Annotated in this window: 20 protein-coding genes; 15 read left to right on the top strand and 5 right to left on the bottom strand. The window is 71.5% G+C overall.

Annotation, left to right across the window (positions count from 1 at the left end; translation table 11 throughout):
• Positions 1-146 precede the first annotated feature (146 nt).
• Positions 147-1,253 carry a hypothetical protein gene (locus ACZ303_RS22600; protein WP_467341701.1) on the top strand — a complete coding sequence of 369 codons (1,107 nt, stop codon included), beginning with the start codon at positions 147-149 and terminating at the stop codon, positions 1,251-1,253.
• 16 nt (positions 1,254-1,269) lie between these two features.
• On the opposite strand, the gene ACZ303_RS22595 is transcribed toward ACZ303_RS22600, so the two are convergent.
• On the bottom strand, positions 1,270-2,595 hold the full coding sequence (locus ACZ303_RS22595) for a D-arabinono-1,4-lactone oxidase (RefSeq protein WP_467341699.1): 1,326 nt from the start codon (positions 2,593-2,595) through the stop codon (positions 1,270-1,272).
• Positions 2,549-3,823 (bottom strand): MFS transporter, encoded by a 1,275-nt coding sequence (locus tag ACZ303_RS22590; protein ID WP_467341697.1) that lies wholly within the window; start codon positions 3,821-3,823, stop codon positions 2,549-2,551. Before ACZ303_RS22590 ends, ACZ303_RS22595 begins: the two co-directional genes overlap by 47 nt.
• A 150-nt stretch (positions 3,824-3,973) precedes the next feature.
• Between ACZ303_RS22590 and ACZ303_RS22585 the strand changes: the two genes are divergently transcribed.
• Both ACZ303_RS22585 and ACZ303_RS22580 read left to right on the top strand, forming a co-directional pair.
• Positions 3,974-5,113 (top strand): ferrochelatase, encoded by a 1,140-nt coding sequence (locus ACZ303_RS22585; RefSeq protein ID WP_467341695.1) that lies wholly within the window; start codon positions 3,974-3,976, stop codon positions 5,111-5,113.
• A gap of 11 nt (positions 5,114-5,124) precedes the next feature.
• Positions 5,125-5,925: an inositol monophosphatase family protein gene (locus ACZ303_RS22580; RefSeq protein WP_467341693.1), complete on the top strand. Its 801-nt coding sequence runs from the start codon at positions 5,125-5,127 to the stop codon at positions 5,923-5,925.
• Between the two features lie 381 nt (positions 5,926-6,306).
• Here the strand turns inward: ACZ303_RS22580 and ACZ303_RS22575 are convergent, their stop codons facing one another.
• On the bottom strand, positions 6,307-6,471 hold the full coding sequence (locus ACZ303_RS22575) for a hypothetical protein (RefSeq protein ID WP_467341691.1): 165 nt from the start codon (positions 6,469-6,471) through the stop codon (positions 6,307-6,309).
• 280 nt (positions 6,472-6,751) lie between these two features.
• Between ACZ303_RS22575 and ACZ303_RS22570 the strand changes: the two genes are divergently transcribed.
• The 4 genes from ACZ303_RS22570 to ACZ303_RS22555 all read left to right on the top strand — a co-directional run bounded on the left by ACZ303_RS22570 (position 6,752) and on the right by ACZ303_RS22555 (position 10,178).
• A complete protein-coding gene (locus tag ACZ303_RS22570) occupies positions 6,752-7,405 on the top strand; it encodes a response regulator transcription factor (protein ID WP_467341689.1) in 654 nt (217 codons plus the stop codon).
• A 6-nt stretch (positions 7,406-7,411) separates the two neighbouring features.
• Positions 7,412-8,653 (top strand): sensor histidine kinase, encoded by a 1,242-nt coding sequence (locus ACZ303_RS22565; RefSeq protein ID WP_467341687.1) that lies wholly within the window; start codon positions 7,412-7,414, stop codon positions 8,651-8,653.
• Between the two features lie 398 nt (positions 8,654-9,051).
• Positions 9,052-9,348 carry a DUF4193 domain-containing protein gene (locus ACZ303_RS22560; protein ID WP_087925870.1) on the top strand — a complete coding sequence of 99 codons (297 nt, stop codon included), beginning with the start codon at positions 9,052-9,054 and terminating at the stop codon, positions 9,346-9,348.
• Between the two features lie 14 nt (positions 9,349-9,362).
• Complete coding sequence (locus tag ACZ303_RS22555; RefSeq protein ID WP_467341684.1) at positions 9,363-10,178, top strand: hypothetical protein; 816 nt, start codon at positions 9,363-9,365, stop codon at positions 10,176-10,178.
• Here the strand turns inward: ACZ303_RS22555 and ACZ303_RS22550 are convergent.
• Positions 10,175-10,618, bottom strand: coding sequence for a DUF3093 domain-containing protein (locus ACZ303_RS22550; protein ID WP_467341682.1), 444 nt, complete (start codon positions 10,616-10,618; stop codon positions 10,175-10,177). The two genes, ACZ303_RS22555 and ACZ303_RS22550, sit on opposite strands and share 4 nt — an antisense overlap.
• A gap of 58 nt (positions 10,619-10,676) precedes the next feature.
• On the opposite strand from ACZ303_RS22550, the gene ACZ303_RS22545 reads away from it, so the two are divergent.
• The 8 genes from ACZ303_RS22545 to ACZ303_RS22510 all read left to right on the top strand — a co-directional run bounded on the left by ACZ303_RS22545 (position 10,677) and on the right by ACZ303_RS22510 (position 19,425).
• Positions 10,677-11,261, top strand: a complete 585-nt coding sequence (locus ACZ303_RS22545; protein WP_467341680.1) for a PaaI family thioesterase — start codon at positions 10,677-10,679, stop codon at positions 11,259-11,261.
• Positions 11,258-11,758 (top strand): dUTP diphosphatase, encoded by a 501-nt coding sequence (dut, locus tag ACZ303_RS22540; protein ID WP_467341678.1) that lies wholly within the window; start codon positions 11,258-11,260, stop codon positions 11,756-11,758. The genes ACZ303_RS22545 and dut overlap by 4 nt, the downstream gene beginning before the upstream one ends.
• Position 11,759: 1 nt before the next feature.
• A complete protein-coding gene (locus ACZ303_RS22535) occupies positions 11,760-12,530 on the top strand; it encodes a DUF3710 domain-containing protein (RefSeq protein ID WP_467341676.1) in 771 nt (256 codons plus the stop codon).
• A gap of 323 nt (positions 12,531-12,853) precedes the next feature.
• On the top strand, positions 12,854-12,943 hold the full coding sequence (kdpF, locus tag ACZ303_RS22530) for a K(+)-transporting ATPase subunit F (RefSeq protein WP_043188605.1): 90 nt from the start codon (positions 12,854-12,856) through the stop codon (positions 12,941-12,943).
• A gap of 8 nt (positions 12,944-12,951) precedes the next feature.
• Positions 12,952-14,643: a potassium-transporting ATPase subunit KdpA gene (kdpA, locus tag ACZ303_RS22525; RefSeq protein WP_467341674.1), complete on the top strand. Its 1,692-nt coding sequence runs from the start codon at positions 12,952-12,954 to the stop codon at positions 14,641-14,643.
• Positions 14,640-16,748 carry a potassium-transporting ATPase subunit KdpB gene (gene kdpB, locus ACZ303_RS22520; RefSeq protein ID WP_467341672.1) on the top strand — a complete coding sequence of 703 codons (2,109 nt, stop codon included), beginning with the start codon at positions 14,640-14,642 and terminating at the stop codon, positions 16,746-16,748. Before kdpA ends, kdpB begins: the two co-directional genes overlap by 4 nt.
• 7 nt (positions 16,749-16,755) lie before the next feature.
• A complete protein-coding gene (gene kdpC / locus ACZ303_RS22515) occupies positions 16,756-17,403 on the top strand; it encodes a potassium-transporting ATPase subunit KdpC (protein WP_467341670.1) in 648 nt (215 codons plus the stop codon).
• 153 nt (positions 17,404-17,556) lie between these two features.
• Entirely contained in the window at positions 17,557-19,425 is a 1,869-nt protein-coding gene (locus ACZ303_RS22510) for an NAD-binding protein (protein ID WP_467341873.1), read from the top strand.
• Between the two features lie 18 nt (positions 19,426-19,443).
• Here ACZ303_RS22510 and ACZ303_RS22505 read toward each other — a convergent pair whose 3' ends face one another.
• Positions 19,444-19,989 (bottom strand): GNAT family N-acetyltransferase, encoded by a 546-nt coding sequence (locus ACZ303_RS22505; protein ID WP_467341668.1) that lies wholly within the window; start codon positions 19,987-19,989, stop codon positions 19,444-19,446.
• Positions 19,990-20,052 lie beyond the last annotated feature (63 nt).

Raw genomic sequence — 20,052 nt, 5'->3', positions numbered from 1 at the left:
AGAAGGGAGTTGATTCGGGCCGTGGACCCGGAGCCGGGCCGTCCGGGTGTCGAGGTTCACAGAATCGCCGGAACCGGAACTGTTCGTTACGCTCGAATGTCTCTTCTACCTGCAAGACGGATCGAAAGGGCTAACAGAGGCGGGAGATGGACGACAAAGGCGAAAGCGAGGCAAAGCAGAAGAACAGGCGTCTGGAGCTGAGCGTCGCGCAGGTCGCCGGCAGCGCCCTGGCAGCGGTGGTCGCGGCCCTGCTCGCGGGCAAACTCGGGGTGTACGGCACCGTCATCGGTGCCGGCGTCGTGAGTGTCGTGGCCACGTCCGGTGGCACAATTTTCCAACACTTGTTCAAACGTACGGGTGAGCAGCTCCGCGAGGCGACGACCCAGGCCGCACGGCCGAAAATGCGCCAGGTACCGGTGCGGGACGCCGGTCGCGCGGTCGGCCGCGGCGGCTCGGAGTGGGACCGTACCCAGGTGCTGCGCCAAACGGGTGGGACAGCCGGGGCCGACGATGTCGAAGTGACCCGGATGCTGCCGGGCATCGACCCGGCGCGGGTGACCCCCGGTGACGAAGCGACACGGCTGTTGCACGGTGTCGGACACCCGCCGGAGCGAAACGGCGCACACGCGGGCGCGCTTTCCGACCCACGCGCCGACGCGCACGCCGATGCCCACCCCGGCGCTTTCGATGACGAGTACACGTCGGGCACGACCCACGGCACTCGGATGCGCGGCTGGAAGCGCCCGTTGATCGCGGCTGGCGCGGTCTTCGTGCTCGCCATGGGCACGGTCACCGCGGTCGAGCTGGTAAAGGGCTCCGCCACGGACGGCGGCGAGGGCACTTCGGTCATGCAGATCGTCAAGGGCGGCTCCTCGCAGAAGAAGCAGGACCCCGCGCCCCCGCAGAGCCCCGACCCCGGCCGGTCGCCGGGCGGCAACCAGAGCGGCACGGGCGAGCAGGACGGCCCGACGCCGGACCCGGAGCGGTCCCGGCCCGGCGGCGGCACGGGCGAGCAGTCACCGGACCCGTCGGCTCCGCCCGCCAAGCCCTCCGACGGCGGCTCCTCGCCCTCCCCGAAGCCCGGCCCGGTCAACCCCTCCCCGTCGCCGGACAGCGGCAAGGACGACGGCAAGGTCACCGGTGGGGAGGCGGCGACCGGCGGACAGACCGGAGGAAAGCAGTCCGCCGAGCCGCCGCAGGGCCAGAACGCGGCGGCCGGCACGGGCACGGCCGCCCGGGGCACCGTCTCCTAGGGCCTGCGCGGGGGCGTCAGGTCCCCAGCACGCGCCGCAGGTAGTCATTGCCGAAGACGCGCTGCGGGTCCAGCCGGTCCCGCAGCGCGGCGAACTCCGCGAAGCGCGGATAGGCCCCGGCCAGGTACCCGGCGTCGCGGCTGTGCAGCTTCCCCCAGTGCGGCCGCCCGCCGTGGGCCGTCATGATCTGCTCGGCGGCAGTGAAGTACGCCCGGTGCGGCGTGCCCCGGTACATGTGGACGGCGAGATAGGCGGTGTCCCGGCCGTAGGCGGTCGACAGGGGCACATCGTCGGCCGGGGCGGTCCGCACCTCCACGGGGAAGCCGATCCGCAGCCGCGACCGTTCGATCATCGCCCTCAGCTCCCGCAGCGCCGCCACGGCGGCCGCACGCGGCAGCGCGTACTCCATCTCGACGAAGCGGACCCGGCGCGGGCTGGTGAAGACCTTGTAGGCGACATCGGTGTACGTACGGGCCGACAGGGCGCGGCCGGCCACCTTCGCCATGCCGGGCACGGCGGCAGGCACGGCCCGGCCGACCGTGCAGACGGCCTGGAAGAGCCCGTTGGACACCAGCTCGTCCTCCACCCAGGCGGCCATCCGCCCGGGCGGATCGGCGGGGCCCGCGCTGCGGTTGTTGCGCTTGGTGACGCAGGTGTCGGTGTGCGGGAACCAGTAGAACTCGAAGTGCTCGTTCTCGGCGACGAGCTGATCGAATTCCGTCGTCACCCGGTCCAGGGCCATCGGCTCCTCGCGGGCCGTGAGCAGGAACTGCGGCTCCACCGCGAACGTCAGCGCGGTGATCACCCCCAGCGCGCCGAGACCCAACCGGGCCGCCGCGAACACCTCCGCGTTCTCCCGCGCGGAGCAGCTGAGCACGCGACCGTCGGCCGTGACCAGCTCCAACCCCTTGACCTGGGCGGACAGCGAGGCCGAGAGACGGCCCGTGCCATGGGTGCCGGTGCTGACCGCCCCCGAGACCGTCTGCGCCATGACATCGCCCATGTTGGTCAGCGACAGACCGTGCGTGGACAGCGTCTCGTTGAGCTGCCGGAGGGTCGTACCGGCGGCCACCGTCACCGTCCCGGCCCGCCGGTCGATGCCAAGGATGCCGGTGAGCCGCTCGGGACGTATCAGCAGGCCGTCCGTGGCGGCCGCGGCGGTGAACGAATGACCCGTGCCCACCGCCTTGACCCGCAGGCCCTCCGACGCGGCCCGCACGACCGCCGCCGCCAGCTCCCGCGTGCTCGCCGGTGTCGCCGTCCGCGCGGGATGGGCGGTGACGTTGCCCGCCCAGTTACGCCACGTACCCCTTGTCCCGGTCGTTCCGGTCGTCTCCGTCATACGCCCCAGACCCTCCCCTTGCCCGCGGCGCGGGTCCCCCCGGCCGCTCCGGCGCCGGCCTCCGCAGCCGGCGGTACCCCAGGAACGCGACCGCCGCCGCGAGCACCCCCGCCACCCCGGACACCGCGTACCCCGCGGCCGCCCCGGAGGCGTCGACCACCCAGCCGGCGGCCGAAGACCCCAGCGCCACCCCGACCGCGAGCCCGGTGCTCGTCCAGGTCATGCCCTCGGTCAGCTTCGCGCGCGGTACGTGCTGTTCGACGAGGGCCATCGTCGTCACCATGGTCGGCGCGATGGACAGGCCCGCGACAAAGAGCGCCACGGCCAGGAACGGCAGGCTCCCGACCAATTGGAGGGGGATCATACTCACGGCCATCGCGCACACGCCCAGCAGCCAGCGGCGGGCCGTATCGCCCTTGAGGCGCAGCAGCCCGAAGACGACGCCCGCCAGGCAGGACCCCAGCGCGTAGCTGGCGAGGACCAGGGCCGCCGCGTCCTTGTTCCCGCGCTCCTCGGCGAAGGCGACGGTCACCACGTCGACGGCGCCGAAGATCATGCCCGTGGCCACGAACGTCGCCACCAGCACCTGGAGCCCCGGCGAGCGCAGCGCGGAGCCGCCGGTGTGGTGCTCGCGGGGGTGCGGGAGCGGCTCGGTGGAGCGCTGCGCGGTCAGCCAGAACACGCCGACGGCGAGGAAGCAGGCGGCCAGCAGCGGACCCGCCTCCGGGAACCAGCGCGTGGACAGGCCGATCGACAGGATCGGCCCGAAGATGAAGCACACCTCGTCGACGACGGACTCGAAGGCGTAGGCGGTGTGCAGGGTGGAGCCGCTGTGGATGGCCGACCAGCGGGCCCGCACCATCGACCCCACGCTCGGGACGCAGCCCGCGCACGCTGCGAAGACGAACAGGGTCCAGTCGGGCCACCGCTGCTGCGCGCTCACCAGCAGCCCCGCCACCGCGGCCAGACACACCAGCGTCGCCGGCCGCAACACCCTGCGCTGCCCGTGCCGGTCGACCAGCCGGGATATCTGCGGGCCGGCCACCGCGGCGGAGATGGCGAGGGTCGCCGAGAGGGCGCCCGCCAGCCCGTACTGGTGGGTCAGCTGCGAGACCATCGTGACGACACCGATGCCCATCATGGACAGCGGCATCCTGCCGAGCAGACCAGCTGCGGAGAAGCCCTTCGCGCCGGGAGCGGCGAATATTTCGCGGTAAGGACTGGGCAAGGAGTCCGCCAGAGGTTCTCGGGGGTGAATCGGGGATTGCGGCGAGGATGGCCGTAAGGGACGTAGGTGGTCGATACAGCTTACGGGCACACACGCGTGCGCCGCACGGCCATTTCCTGGCTGTCAGTGACGGGTGGCAGGATCGGACGCATGTCGGATCAGCCAGCAGCCCAGCCAGCAACAGCCCCCTACGACGCCCTGTTGCTGCTCTCCTTCGGCGGCCCCGAAGGCCCGGACGACGTCGTCCCGTTCCTGGAGAACGTCACCCGGGGCCGCGGCATCCCCCGCGAGCGCCTCAAGGAGGTCGGGCAGCACTACTTCCTCTTCGGCGGCGTCAGCCCGATCAACGACCAGAACCGCGAACTGCTGAGCGCGCTGCGCGCCGACTTCGCCGACCACGGCATCGACCTGCCGGTCCACTGGGGCAACCGCAACTGGGCGCCCTACCTGACCGACACCCTCCGCGAGATGACCGCCGCAGGGCACCGCCGCGTCCTGACCCTGGCCACCAGCGCCTACGCCTCCTACTCCGGCTGCCGGCAGTACCGCGAGAACCTCGCCGACGCCCTCGCCACCCTGGAGGCCGAGGGCCTCCGACCGCCGCGCGTCGACAAGCTGCGGCACTACTTCAACCACCCGGGCTTCGTACAGCCCATGATCGACGCGACCCTCGCGGCCCTCGCGGAACTGCCCGAGGACGTACGCGCCGGCGCCCACCTGGCCTTCACCACGCACTCCATCCCCACGGCCGCCGCGGACACCTCCGGCCCGGCCGAGGGCCACGGCGACGGCGGCGCGTACGTCGCCGAGCACCAGGACGTCGCCCGTCTGATCGCCGACGCGGTGCGCCGGGAGACCGGCGTGGAACGGCCCTGGCGCCTCGTCTACCAGTCCCGCAGCGGCGCCCCGCACATCCCCTGGCTCGAACCCGACATCTGCGATCACCTGGAGACCGTCCACGGCGACGGCGCCCCCGCCGTCGTCATGGTCCCCATCGGCTTCGTCTCGGACCACATGGAGGTCAAGTACGACCTCGACACCGAGGCCACCGCCAAGGCCGCCGATCTCGGCCTCCCCGTCGCCCGCGCCGCCACCGTCGGCGCCGACCCGCGCTTCGCCGCCGCCATCCGCGAGCTGGTGCTCGAACGCGCCGCCACGGAGCGCGGCGACCGCCCCGAGCGCTGCGCGCTGGGCGCGCTCGGCCCCTCCCACGACCTCTGCCCCGTCGGCTGCTGCCCCGCCCGGGCCCCCCGCGCGGCCGCCGCGGGCGCCGACAGTCCGTACGCGTAAGGAGCACCACCGTGACCGATCCCCTCAGGACCGAACTCCTCACCGTGGCCCTGGAGGCCGCCGACCTCGCCGGCACGCTCCTCCGGGACGGCCGCCCCGACGACCTGGGCGTGGCCGCCACCAAGACCAGCTCCATCGACGTCGTCACCGAGATGGACATCGCCTCCGAGAAGCTCATCACCGACTTCCTCGCCGACCGCCGCCCCGGCGACGGAGTCCTCGGCGAGGAGGGCGCGAGCAGCGAAGGCACGAGCGGCGTGCGCTGGGTCATCGACCCGATCGACGGCACGGTCAACTACCTCTACGGCCTACCGTCCTGGGCCGTCTCCATCGCCGCCGAGATCGATGGCGAGACGGTCGTGGGCGTGGTGGCCGCGCCGATGCGCGGCGAGACGTATTTCGCCGCCCTCGGCTCCGGTGCGTTCCTGGGCGACCGCCAGCTGCGGGTCCGCTCCGCGGTGTCGCTCGACCAGGCGCTGATCGGTACGGGCTTCGGCTATGTCGCGGCGCGACGGGCCGCTCAGGCGGAGGTGGTGCGGTCCCTCCTGCCGGAGGTGCGGGACATCCGCCGCGGCGGGTCGGCCGCGATTGATCTCTGTGACGTCGCTTGTGGCCGGCTCGACGGGTACTACGAGCGGGGGCTCAACCCCTGGGACTACGCGGCGGGGGCGCTGATCGCCCGCGAGGCGGGAGCGGTGACGGGCGGTCGCCCCGGGGTTCCGGCGTCGGGAGAGCTCACGGTGGCTGCCCCACGCGGCCTCTTCGAGACGCTCCAGGGGCGTCTGGAGGGGCTTGGAGCGTGGCGGGGGTAGGGGGGGCCGTCCGGGCGGCTCGGGGTTCGCCCGGTTGCCCTCGTGCGGGCGTTTCCGCTGCGCGGGGCGGTGTCCGCTGCGCGGGGCTGGTCATGGTGCGGGGTCGGGCCTCCGCGGGCCCTATACGGGGCTGCTTCGCTTTACGCCCCGTATAGGGCCCGCTCCGGCCCGCCCCCTCCCGTGGGTGGGGGGAGGAAAACCGGTTGGTGGTTTCGGTGGGCTGTCGCGTTGCCGGTCACTACTGGGCTTTTTCTTCCCGCCCCCGACCAGTCACAAGCCCCGCGCAGCGGACACCGCAGGGAACCCGGGAACCCGGGAAACGGAAAGCGCCCGGCACGGGACCAGGCGCTTTCGTTGCGGATCTGCCCAATGGGCAAACCGCTAGGCCGCGACGTTGACGCCGTGTTCCGCCGCCAGGCGGTGAAGGTCGTCCAGCGCCGCCTGCTCAACCTCGGCGAGGAACTCGTCGCCCGACCTGCGGGCCTGATCCAGGTCGAACCGGGTGCTCTCTATGCGCTGCAGAATGCCAGCGGTGAACGCGTCCATGGTGCTGCGCCCCCTCGTCGTGGGTTGATGGCACGGGGGTGTGCCACGGCGAAACGATCACGCGCGCACCCCGCAGGGGATACGGCAAGGGCGTGATCGCGGGTGTGCAGACGTCTTCCCCACCGCTGTCCGAGGGGAAACCTGCCGCCACCCGCCAATCCGGAACCCGCTGCGCACCCCTACCCACTTACGGCCGGTTTACCGGCCTTCCAGGCAGGATGGATATACCCACCGGGATGTCTCATGCCTGCCCACAGGCTCAAAGGGAAGGAACAACGCCGTGCGCGTACTCGTCGTCGAGGACGAGCAGCTGCTCGCCGATGCCGTCGCCACCGGACTGCGCCGGGAGGCCATGGCGGTCGACGTCGTGTACGACGGGGCCGCCGCTCTGGAGCGTATCGCCGTCAACGACTACGACGTCATCGTCCTCGACCGTGATCTTCCCCTCGTCCATGGTGACGACGTCTGCCGCAAGGTCGTCGAGCTCGGCATGCCGACCCGCGTCCTGATGCTGACCGCCTCCGGTGACGTCAGCGACCGGGTGGAGGGCCTGGAAATCGGTGCCGACGACTACCTGCCGAAGCCGTTCGCGTTCAGTGAGCTGACCGCCCGCGTCCGGGCGCTCGGGCGGCGTACGACCGTGGCGCTGCCGCCCGTCCTGGAGCGCGCCGGTATCAAGCTGGACCCCAACCGGCGCGAGGTCTTCCGCGACGGTCGTGAGGTGCAGCTGGCGCCGAAGGAGTTCGCGGTGCTGGAGGTGCTCATGCGCAGCGAGGGGGCCGTGGTCTCGGCCGAGCAGCTGCTGGAGAAGGCCTGGGACGAGAACACCGACCCGTTCACCAACGTCGTACGGGTCACCGTGATGACCCTGCGCCGCAAGCTCGGCGAGCCCCCGGTGATCGTCACCGTGCCCGGCTCGGGATACCGGATCTGATCCCCGATGCCCCCCACCCCCGCTCCGCCGCTCGCGCCCCCCAAGCCCAGCTGGGACCCCCGTCAGCCCGTCGTGCGGCCGTTCCCCTGGCTGCGCCCCACCATCCGGATACGGCTCACCCTGCTCTACGGCGGGATGTTCCTGATGGCCGGCGTCCTGTTGCTGACGATCATCTATCTGCTGGCCGCGGACGCGCTGCGCCAGGGCAACGCGCTGCCGTTCCGGATATTCAATGCCCAGGTGCAGATCACCAGCGAGATCTGCCGTGATCTGAGCGGCACCACCGACAGCAACGCGTTCATGCGCGGCCTGGACCAGTGCATGCAGCACCAACGCGCCATGGCCCTCGACAGCCTCCTCAAGCGTTCCCTCCTCGCCCTCCTCGGCCTCGCCGTGATCGCCTTCGCCTTCGGCTACGCCATGGCCGGGCGGGTTCTCTCGCCGCTCGGCAAGATGACGCGTACCGCCCGCAGGGTCGCCGCCACGGACCTCTCGCGGCGGATCGAACTGGGAGGGCCGGAGGACGAGTTGAAGGAGCTGTCCGACACCTTCGACGAGATGCTCGACCGGCTGGAGCGGGCCTTCACCGCGCAGCAGCGCTTCGTGGCCAACGCCTCGCACGAGCTGCGCACCCCGCTCGCGATCAACCGCACGCTGCTGGAGGTGCACCTCTCCGACCCCGGGGCGTCCCCCGAGCTCCAGCAGCTCGGCAAGACGCTGCTGGCCACCAACGAGCGCAGTGAGCAGCTCGTGGAGGGGCTGCTGCTGCTCGCCCGCAGCGACAACGAGATCGTGGACCGCAAGCCCGTCGACCTCGCCGAGGTGGCCTCCAGGGCCCTCGACCAGACCCGCGGCGAGGCCCAGGACAAGGGCGTGGAGCTGCGCGGCACGCGCGAGCCGGCGGTGGTCCAGGGCAATGGGGTGCTCCTGGAGCGCATCGCGCTGAACCTCGTGCAGAACGCCGTGCGCTACAACACCCCCGACGGCTGGGTCGAGGTCACCACCCGCGCCCAGCCCGGGCAGGCGCTGCTGGTGGTCGAGAACACCGGCCCGGTCGTCCCGGCGTACGAGCTGGACAACATCTTCGAGCCCTTCCGGCGGCTGCGCACCGAGCGCACCGGCAGCGACAAGGGCGTGGGCCTGGGCCTGTCGATCGTTCGGTCCGTGGCGCGGGCGCACGGCGGGCGGATCACGGCCGAACCGCGCGAGGGCGGTGGCCTGATCATGAGAGTGGTGCTGCCCACCTGACAAACTCTGCGAGAATAGGGCGGCAGCAGGTTCGCTTTGGGCGGAATTTTCATGGTCCGCCCCTCGCTATAGGCGTGTGTGATCGCTCACATACGCCAACTTCCGGCCATCAACTCTCCGTGATCGCGAGGGCCACCGGAACGCCGGGAAAATGGGGGTTTCCGGGGGTCCTGATCACGGGAAGTACACGTGATGGCGCATCCGCATGCGGCATTCGGACCGTGTACGGTCCCGTTCGCCATCCATCCCCATCACCTCTTCAGGTGTGCGGTTGGGTGTCGATTGAGTAACAGACCTTGATGTGAGGCAAAATCTCCGCCTCGGGTCGGGCACAAGTCCGGCCTCTCACGCGTTACGTGCGCTGGAGACACCGCAGACACCCAGAGGGGGAGAGCGACATGGCAACGGACTACGACACCCCACGCAAGACCGACGATGACGTCAATGAGGACAGCATCGAGGAACTCAAGGCCCGGCGGAACGACAAGTCCGCGTCGACCGTCGACGTCGACGACTTCGAGGCCGCCGAGGGCCTCGAACTGCCCGGCGCGGACCTTTCCAACGAGGAGCTGTCCGTCCGGGTCCTGCCGCGGCAGGCCGACGAGTTCACGTGCATGAGCTGCTTCCTCGTGCACCACCGCAGCCAGCTGGCCCGCGAGAAGAACGGCCAGCCGATCTGCCGCGACTGCGACTGAGGAGCGGGTCTGCGATGGCAGGCTCGACCCCGTTCCGGAAGCGGCGTGACCGGAAGCCCGAGCTGACCAGCGGGCCCGCCGGTGACGCCGCGCGGCAGGAAGGCACTGCCTCAGGCGCCATGGTCGACAGCAACGTCGAGCGAGGCCGTACGGCCTCGCTCGCCGCCGCCGTCGGCCGTGGCGCGAAGAAGGCCGGCAAGGGCGGCCGGGGAGCGCGGGCGGGCCTGACCGCCGTCGCCGACCGGATCATCGCGAACGCCCCGCGCATCCCGGTGCGCGACCTCGCGACCCTGCGCGAGCAGTTCCCGGGCCTCGGCCCGGAGGAGCTCGCCGACAAGCTGGTGGCCGGTGCCGCGAACGGCACGTCCACCGTGGGCGCCGGCGTCGGAGCCGCGGCGATGCTGCCGGTTCCGCCCGCCATGCCCGCCGAGCTGGCGGCCGAGATCATCGGCGTGGCCGCCGTGGAGTTCAAGCTCATCGCCGAGCTGCACGAGGTCTACGGCCTCAGGGCCCCCGGCACCCTCAGGGAGCGGACGGTCGCCTATCTCGGCGCCTGGGCCGACGAGCGGGGCATCGACGTCACCGCCCCGCTGTCCGTCAACGCGGCGCTCGGCGGCCACCTCCGGCGCGAGCTGCGCCAACAGGTCCTCAAGCGCACGTTCCGCAACCTTCCCAACCTCACGCCGTTCATGATCGGCGCGGCGGTCGGGGCGATGATGAACCGCCGCGACACCAAGAAGCTCGCCGACAGGGTCCGCGCGGACCTGCGACGCAAGCAGGTGCCCTGGGAGGCCCTGCCGCCGACCGGGCGGCCCGCCCTGCCGGACTAGGCCCGTACGGCCGCCAGAGCGGCCACCAGACGCTCGGGGGAGCGCGTGGAGAGATAGACGTACGGCGTGGGGTCGGCCGGGTCGGTGATCTCGATCCGCACCGCGGTGGGCACATAGCCCCGCAGCAGCATGAAGGCCCGGCTGTCGGCCTTGTGCGTACGCCAGGCGCGGGCCTCCTCCGCGTCCAGCACCTCCGGAACGCCCAGCGCCTCCACCGGGATACGGGCGTCACCCGCCACCAGGGCTCCGCCCACCACCCGGATCCGCGCCGACCCGTACGAGCTGACCGCCACCGCGGCCAGCGCCCCGCCGCCGAACAGCCCGGCCAGCATCGGTACCGTGCCCAGGGGCAGCAGGATCAGCGCCATGGCGACCCCGACGAGGACCGCGATGAACCACCAGGAACGGGGCGCGGTCAGGCGTTCTTCGTAAGGCTGCATCCCCCAAGCCTGCCACGGGCGGGACCGGGCCCGGCCGTCGCGGGTAAGGTCAGCCCCTGTGAGTGGACGAACGACAGCGCTGACGCCGCCGGCCGACGCCGGGCCGCCGGTACGGCACCCCGACGCCCCCGCGCCCGGCCAGACCATCGGGGCGCACTACGAGCACTGCTTCGGCTGCGGCGGTGGCGTCCCGCACGGCCTGCACCTCGAGACACGGGCCGGCGAGGGCGTGAGCGTCACCGCGGAGTTCCGCGTCAAGGAGGCGCACCAGGGCGCCCCCGGCCTCGCGCACGGCGGAGTGCTGGCGACGGCGCTCGACGAGACGCTGGGCTCGCTGGGCTGGCTGCTGCGGGTCATCGCGGTGACCGGCCGGCTGGAGACGGACTACGAACGGCCCGTGCCGGTCGGCGCCCTGCTGCACCTGGAGGCCACGGCGCACGCCGTCCACGGCCGTAAGATCTACGCGACGGCCACCGGCCGCATCGGCGGTCCCGACGGACCCGTGGCGGTCCGCGCGGCGGCGGTGTTCATCGAGGTCAAGGTGGACCACTTCATCGAGAACGGCCGCCCCGCCGAGATCCAGGCCGCCCTGGCCGACCCCGACCAGGTGAAGGTCGCGCGAGCTTTTGAGGTGAACCCGTGAGTCGAGTGCCCGTCGATGTGCTGATCCGCCGTGTCGACCCCGAGGTGCCCATCCCCTCGTACGGTCACCCCGGCGACGCCGGCTGCGACCTGGTCACCACCGAGGCCGCCGAGCTGGCGCCGGGGGAGCGGATGGTGCTGCCCACCGGGGTGTCCATCGCGCTGCCCGACGGCTACGCCGCGTTCGTGCACCCGCGTTCGGGTCTCGCCGCCAGGTGCGGGGTCTCCATGGTGAATGCCCCGGGGACCATCGATGCCGGGTACCGTGGAGAGATCAAGGTGATTGTGGTCAATCTGGACCCGCGGGAGACCGTGCGGTTCGAGAGGTTCGACCGTATCGCCCAATTGGTTGTCCAGCAGGTCGAGAAGGTCCGCTTCCACGAGGTGGCGGAGCTTCCAGGCTCGGCACGGGCCGAAGGGGGCTTCGGGTCCACCGGTGGCCACGCTGCCGTGGGGAATGGATTCGCTTCGGTCGTTGCCGACCGGGAAGGACAGTGACGTGTTCGGTCGTCGCCGCAAGCGCAGCGAGGACGCCGTCGATCGTATCGACGACGTGACCTCCGAGGAGTCGGCTGGGGGCGAGGAGTCCGTGGAGGACGCCGCGGCCGAGAGCCGGGTCCGGCTGGAGCCGGAGCCGCGCCCCGACGGGCCGTGGGACCTCTCCGAGGTCCGGGAGCCCGGCGAGGGCCGGGTGGACCTGGGCGGGCTGTTCGTGCCCGGTGTCGAGGGCATGGAACTGCGCGTGGAGGTCGCCGGTGACGCCATCGTCGCCGCGACCGTGGTGCTGCGCGACAGCGCCGTGCAGCTCCAGGCGTTCGCCGCCCCCAAGCGCGAGGGCATCTGGCACGAGGTCCGCGAGGAGATCGCGAGCGGCATCACCCAGCAGGGCGGTGTCGTCGACGAGGTGCAGGGCCCGCTCGGCTGGGAGCTGCGGGCGCAGGTGCCGGTGGCGCTGCCCGACGGCACCCAGGGCGTACAGCTCGTACGCTTCGTGGGCTGTGACGGGCCGCGCTGGTTCCTGCGCGGTGTGATCTCCGGGCAGGGCGCGGTGCAGCCGCAGACCGCCGGCCTGCTGGAGCAGATCTTCAAGGACACGGTCGTCCTGCGCGGCGACTCCCCGATGGCGCCGCGCGACCCGATCGTGCTGAAGCTGCCGGACGACGCGCAGATGGTGGCCGAGGGCCTTCAGCAGGACGAGTCCGAGGGCTCGCGCTTCGCCGGTGGTGTGGACCGCCTGGAGCGCGGACCGGAGATCTCCGAGGTGCGCTGAAAGATTTTCCTGACCAGCTGAAAGTGCTCGTCAGGCGGCTGGATTGTGCTGTTCCGCTGGGCCGTAACCCCGAGTCAGGGGTTGCGGCCCAGCGGCGTTTTCGCAGGTCGTGACGGTGTCCGTATGGATTCCGTCAAGGGGGCGCTAATGGCCGTAAGGGAGGCGTCAACGAGGCGCTCGTATGTCGATACGACCGGTTTGCTGTGGGAGTCCGTTCATATCCGAACTCTCTAGGAGCACACGATGGCCGACGTGGCCTTCGTCGTCACCACGATCGCGGTCTTCGCGCTGGTGGCTCTCGTCGCCAAGGGGGTGACGAAGCTGTGACCGCCGAGAACATCGTCGGCCTGGTCGTGGCCGTCGCCCTGCTGGGCTACCTGATCCTCGCCCTCGTTTTCCCGGAGAGGTTCTGAGCACTGATATGAGCCCCGTCCTTTCCGGAGTCCTCCAGCTGGTCGCGCTCGTCGCGGCCCTGGCGCTGGTCCACCGCCCGCTCGGTGACTACATGGCCCGCGTCTACCACTCCGAGAAGCACCTGCGCGTCGAGAAGTGGATCTACCGCTCGATCGGCGCCGACCCCGACGCCGAAATGCGCTGGCCCGCCTATCTGCGCGGCGTCCTCGCGTTCTCCGCGGTGGGTGTCCTCTTCCTTTACCTTCTCCAGCGGATCCAGGGCGTCCTGCCCGACTCGCTGTCGCTCGGCTTCACCGCGATCACCCCGGACCAGGCGTTCAACACCGCCGCCTCGTTCGTCGCCAACACCAACTGGCAGTCGTACTCCGGCGAGCAGGCCATGGGCCACGCCGTCCAGACGCTCGGCCTGGCCGTCCAGAACTTCGTCTCCGCGGCCGTCGGCATCGCCGTCGCCGTCGCTCTCGTCCGGGGCTTCGTCCGCTCCCGCACCGGCGACCTGGGCAACTTCTGGGCCGACCTGGTGCGCGGCACCGTCCGTATCCTGCTGCCGCTCTCCGTCGTCGGCGCGGTCGTGCTCGTCGCGTGCGGCGCGATCCAGAACTTCTCGGGCATCCACGAGATCGGGCAGCTCGCCGGCGGCAGCCAGCAGGTCAACGGCGGCGCCGTGGCCTCGCAGGAGGTCATCAAGGAGCTGGGCACCAACGGCGGCGGTTACTTCAACGCCAACTCCGCCCACCCCTTCGAGAACCCCAACGCCTTCACCAACCTCTTCGAGATCTTCCTGATCCTGGTCATCCCCTTCTCGCTGACCCGGACCTTCGGCAAGCTCGTCGGCAACGTCAAGCAGGGCTACGCGATCCTGGCCACGATGGGCCTGATCTGGGTCGCCTTCACCGCGCTGATGATGTGGACGGAGTACGCGCACCACGGCCCGGCCCTGCAGGAGGCCGGCGGCGCGATGGAGGGCAAGGAGGTCCGCTTCGGCGTCGGCGCCTCGGCGATCTTCGCGACCACCACCACCCTGACCTCGACCGGCGCGGTGGACTCCTTCCACTCCTCCTTCACCGGCCTCGGCGGCGGCCTCACCATGCTGTCGATGATGCTCGGCGAGATCGCGCCCGGCGGCGTCGGCTCCGGCCTCTACGGCATGCTCGTCATGGCGATCATCGCGGTCTTCATCGCGGGCCTGATGGTCGGCCGTACGCCCGAGTACCTCGGCAAGAAGATCGGCACCCGCGAGATCAAGCTCGCCGCGTGCTACATCCTCATCACCCCGACCCTGGTCCTGGGCTTCACCGCCCTGTCCATGGCGCTGTCGACCCCGCCGGACTCGATCCTCAACACCGCGGGCAACTCCGTGCACGACAGCGGCGCGCACGGCTTCTCCGAGGTCCTCTACGCCTTCACCTCCGGCGCCAACAACAACGGCTCCGCGATGGCCGGCCTCAACGCCAACACGCAGTGGTACAACACCACGATCGGCCTCGCCATGCTGCTCGGCCGCTTCCTGCCGATGGTCTTCGTCCTCGCGCTCGCCGGCTCGCTGGCCGAGCAGAAGCCCGTCCCCGAGACGGCCGGCACCCTGCGCACCGAGAAGCCGCTCTTCGCGGGCCTCCTCGTCGGCGCGATCCTGATCATCACCGGCTTGACCTACTTCCCGGCACTGGCCCTTGGCCCGATGGCGGAGGGACTTTCATGAGCACCACCACCCCTGTCCGACCCACGTCCGAGGATCCCAAGGACACCCAGCCGCACGGATCCCAGGACGCCGGGCGCGTCTCCGGTGGCCTCTTCGACCCGGCGCAGCTGATGAAGTCGCTGCCGGACGCGTTCCGCAAGCTCGACCCCCGGGTGATGGTCAAGGCCCCGGTGATGTTCGTCGTCCTGATCGGCTCCGTGGTCACCACCGTGCTGGCCGTCAAGGACCCGGGCGACTGGTTCGGCTGGGCCATCACCGTGTGGCTCTGGCTGACCGTCCTGTTCGCCAACCTCGCCGAGGCCGTCGCCGAGGGCCGCGGCAAGGCCCAGGCCGACACTCTGCGCAAGGCCAAGACCGACACCGTCGCGCGCCGCCTGACCGGCTCCACCGAGGAGTCGGTGCCCGGCACCGAGCTGCGCGTGGGCGACCTGGTCGTCTGCGAGGCCGGCGACATCATCCCCGGCGACGGTGACGTCGTCGAGGGCGTCGCGAGCGTCGACGAGTCGGCCATCACGGGCGAGTCCGCGCCGGTCATCCGCGAGTCCGGCGGCGACCGCTCGGCGGTCACCGGCGGCACCAAGGTCCTCTCCGACCGCATCGTCATCAAGATCATGACGAAGCCCGGTGAGACCTTCATCGACCGGATGATCAACCTGGTCGAGGGCGCGGCCCGGCAGAAGACGCCGAACGAGATCGCGCTGAACATCCTGCTCGCCTCGCTCACGATCGTCTTCCTGCTGGCCGTCATCACGCTCCAGCCCTTCGCGATCTACGCGGGCGCCGAGCAGTCGATGATCATCCTGGCGGCCCTGCTGGTCTGCCTGATCCCGACCACCATCGGCGCGCTGCTGTCCGCGATCGGCATCGCGGGCATGGACCGGCTCGTCCAGCGCAATGTGCTCGCGATGTCCGGCCGCGCCGTCGAGGCGGCCGGTGACGTCTCCACACTGCTGCTCGACAAGACCGGCACCATCACCTACGGCAACCGCCAGGCCGCCGAGTTCGTGCCCGTCAAGGGCACCACGGCCGCCGAGGTGGCGGACGCCGCCCAGCTCTCCTCGCTCGCCGACGAGACGCCCGAGGGCCGCTCGATCGTCGTCCTCGCCAAGGAGAAGTACGGCCTGCGCGAGCGGCACGAGGGCGAGCTCGTCGGCGCCGAGTGGGTGCCGTTCACGGCCCAGACCCGGATGTCGGGTGTGGACGTCGACGGCCGCAAGGTCCGTAAGGGCGCGACCGGTTCGGTCATCGCCTGGGTCGAGGAGCAGGGCGGCACCGTCGCCGAGGACGCCCGGAAGCTCACCGACGAGATCTCCCAGGCGGGTGGCACGCCGCTGCTCGTCGCCCTGGAGGACGACAAGGGCGCCCGCGTCCTGGGCGTCATCCACCTCAAGGACGTCGTCAAGGACGGCATGCGGGAGCGGTTCGAGGAACTGCGCCGCATGGGCATCAAGACCGTCATGATCACGGGCGACAACCCGCTGACCGCCAAGGCCATCGCGGAGGAGGCCGGCGTCGACGACTTCCTCGCCGAGGCCACCCCCGAGGACAAGATGGCCCTCATCAAGCGCGAGCAGGCCGGCGGCAAGCTCGTCGCCATGACCGGCGACGGCACCAACGACGCCCCCGCCCTGGCCCAGGCGGACGTCGGCGTGGCCATGAACACCGGCACCTCGGCCGCCAAGGAGGCCGGGAACATGGTGGACCTGGACTCCAACCCCACCAAGCTCATCGAGATCGTCGAGATCGGCAAGCAGCTGCTCATCACGCGCGGCGCGCTCACCACCTTCTCGATCGCCAACGACGTCGCGAAGTACTTCGCGATCATCCCGGCGATGTTCGCGGTGGCCTACCCGGGCCTGGACAAGCTCAACGTCATGAACCTGACGTCGCCGGAGTCCGCGATCCTGTCGGCCGTCGTCTTCAACGCGCTGATCATCGTCGCGCTGGTGCCCCTCGCCCTCAAGGGCGTGCGCTACCGGCCGATGAGCGCCGACAGCATGCTCCGCCGCAACCTCGGCATCTACGGACTGGGCGGCCTCATCGCCCCGTTCATCGGCATCAAGATCATCGACCTGCTCATCTCCCTCATCCCTGGCATCGGGTGACGTCACCATGAACAACTCCGTACGCAGCACGGCCCGACTGCTGGGCGCCGGGCTCCGCGCCCTGCTCGTCCTCACAGTGGTCTGCGGGGTGATCTACCCGCTGGTCGTCACCGGCATCGCGCAGGCGGCCTTCCACGACAAGGCCAATGGCTCGGAGATCGAGGTCGGCGGCAAGTCCGTGGGATCCGAACACCTCGGCCAGACCTACACCCTGGACACCAAGGACAAGGACGGCAACCCGCTGCCCGACCCCAAGTACTTCCAGCCGCGCGCCTCGGCGGCCGGCGCCAACACCGAGAACACCCGGTACAAGCTGCTGGTGTCCGGCGCCTCCAACCTCGCCGCCGACAGCAAGGTCCTGCTCGACACCGTCGAGCAGCGCCGCGCGGACGTCGCCGAGTTCAACGGCGTCGCCCCGTCGGCGGTCCCGGTGGACGCCCTCACCGCCTCCGCCTCCGGCGTCGACCCGGACATCTCGCCCGCGTACGCACGCCTCCAGGCCGACCGCGTCGCCAAGGCCAACCACCTGCCGGCCGCCAAGGTCCGCAAGCTGGTCGAGGACCACACCGACGGCCGCGTCCTCGGCTTCATGGGCGAGGAGCGCGTCAACGTCCTGAAGCTCAACATCGCGCTGGGCGAGCTCGCCAAGGGCTGACGCCCACCGCGTACCGAGGGAAGCCGGAAGGCCGGGGCGGCGAACGCCCCGGCCTTCCGGCGCGGTGCCTGGGAATCGAACGGCTGAACAGGGCAGTCTAGGGGCGTGGTCTCCCTACCTCAGCCGCCCCAAGTGGCCCCGATCATCCCGCACATGGTGGTGTGCGGCGACGACGGACTCGCGCACCGGCTCGCCGCCGAACTCTCCACCGTCTACGGCGAGCGCGTCACCCTCGTCCTCCCGGCCGCCCAGGACGCCGGACCCCGCCGGGCCGCCGCGGCCGGCCGGGCCGCGGCCCTCCTCGGCCGGGTGACCGGCGCCGTCGGCCGGGCCTCCGGCGTCAACGGCGGCTCCACCACCGTGGCCAGGAACGGCTCCGCGGCCGGTGCCGTACGGATCGTCGAGGCCGCCGGACCCGACGACGCGGCACTCGCCGACGCCGGCATCGCCGACGCCACGGCCCTCGCCCTCGTCTACGACGACGACGAGACCAACATCCACGCCGCCCTGCGGGCCCGCCGCGCCAACCCCCGGCTGCGGCTCGTCATCCGGCTCTACAACCGCCGCCTCGGCCAGTACCTGGAGGACCTCCTCGACCAGGCCGCCGGGGTGGGCGCCGACGACTCCGCGGCCCGCGACACCGAGGCGACCACGACCGTCCTGTCGGACGCCGACACCGCGGCCCCCGCCCTGGTCGCCACGGCGGTCTCCGGGCACAACAAGGTCATCGAGGCCGGCGGACTGCTGCTGCGGGCCGTGGAGCGACCACCGCTCGCGCCCGGCGAGAGACACGAGCCCCGCGCCGCCACCCTCGCGCTGCTCCCCGCGCCCGGCTCCGAGGCCGACGGGCCCGTCCTGCTCCCCGGCGAACGCGAGGCCGCGGCGGTCACCGGCCGCGGCCGCGTCGTCCTGGAGGCCGTCCACTACGCCGGGCCGCCGCGCCCCACCCGGCTCGCGGCCCGCGGCCTGCCGCTCGGCTCGTTCTTCTCCCGACGGCTGCGCTGGGCCCTGGTCTGGCTGGCCGCCGCCGTGGGCGGCCTGGCCGTCGCCTCCTGGCTCGTCACCGGCGAACACCCGATGCGCGCCGCCTACCTCTCGCTCCTCGACCTCTTCGCCATCAACGACCCGGCCATAGGGGAGGGGCTGGGCCGCCAGATCCTCCAGCTCCTCTCCGGCCTCACCGGCCTGCTGCTGCTCCCCCTCCTGGTGGCCGCCGCCCTGGAAGGACTCGGCACCTTCCGCTCCGCGTCCGCGCTGCGCCGCCCGCCGCGCGGCCTGTCCGGCCACGTGGTGCTGCTCGGCCTCGGCAAGATCGGGGCCCGGGTGCTGGCCCGGCTGCGCGAGCTGGACATCCCGGTGGTCTGCGTCGAACGCGACCCGCAGGCCCGGGGCGTGGCGCTCGCCCGCTCGCTGCGCGTGCCCACCGTCATCGGCGACGTCACCGAAGAAGGCGTACTGGAGGCCGCGAAGATCGGCCAGAGCCGCACCCTGCTCGCCCTGACCAGCAGCGACATCACCAACCTCGAAACGGTGCTGTACGCGCGTGCCGTCCGGCCCGACGTACGGGTGGTGATGCGGCTGTACGAGGACCGGTTCTCCAAGGCCGTCTACCGCACCCTGCGCGACTCCCATCCGCACGGCTGGACCCGCAGCCGCAGCGTCACCTACCTGGTGGCGCCCGCCTTCGCCGGGGCGATGATCGGCCGTCAGATCCTGGGCGCCTTCCCGGTGGAGCGGAAGGTGGTCCTGGTCGCCGAGCTGGAGGTCGGAAGCCGCGCCGAGCTGGTGGGCCGCAGGCTCGACGACGCCGTCGAGCCCGGTGCCTGGCGGGTGCTCGCCCTGGCGCCCGAGGACCCGGCCGACCGCGCCGACGCCCAGGGACAGCCGCGCCTGCCGGGCCAACTGCCCCCGGGCTACGTCCTCAGGCCCGAGGACCGCGTGGTGGTCGCTGCCTCCCGGCAGGGCCTGGCGGACCTGCTGGGACGCCGGCCGGTGCCGCGCCCGAGGACGGACCTGCGGTAGCGGTGCCGAAACGCGGGCTCACCACACGTCCCCCGGCCGCCAGTCGCACGCCAGCTCCCCGTCCAGGTCCAGCTTCGCCTCCAGCGGCAGGACGTAGATGAAGCCGTCCTCCTCCTCGGTGCGCCGCAGGCCGGTGGGGGAGACGACCGAGGACGGCCCCCGCCACTGCTGCCAGCCGCGGCCCATGTACAGCGGCACCGCCTCGTCCGCCGCGCCGAGCGCCCCCAGTTCGTACGCCCCGCGCCGCAGCACCCGCTCCAGCGCCTCCATCACGGCCGAGCCGACGCCCCGCCGGCGCCGGTCCGCGCGTACCGCGACGGCCTCCACGTAACCGGCGCGCAGCGGCCGCCCGCCGTGCAGCAACCGGCGCTGCACCAGCGAGCCGTGGCCGATCAGCTCGCCGCCGTCCCACACCAGCGCGTGCATGCCGCCCACCGTGTGGTCCCAGTCGTCGTCCGTGAACTCGCCGTCGAACGCTTCCTCCATCAGCGCCCGGACCGCGGCGAGTTCGGCCTCGCCCAGCTCCGAGGTGTGTGCCGTGCGCAGATCAGTCATAGCGGTCATGCTGCCAGAGGGGTGAAGGCGTGTCAGAGGCGTATCAGGAAAGCGACCGGCACGTTGTCCCGG

Source organism: Streptomyces sp. NPDC023527 (assembly GCF_055560115.1).
Note: the sequence above shows the minus strand (reverse complement) of the source record. Positions and strands in the feature narration are given on the sequence as shown.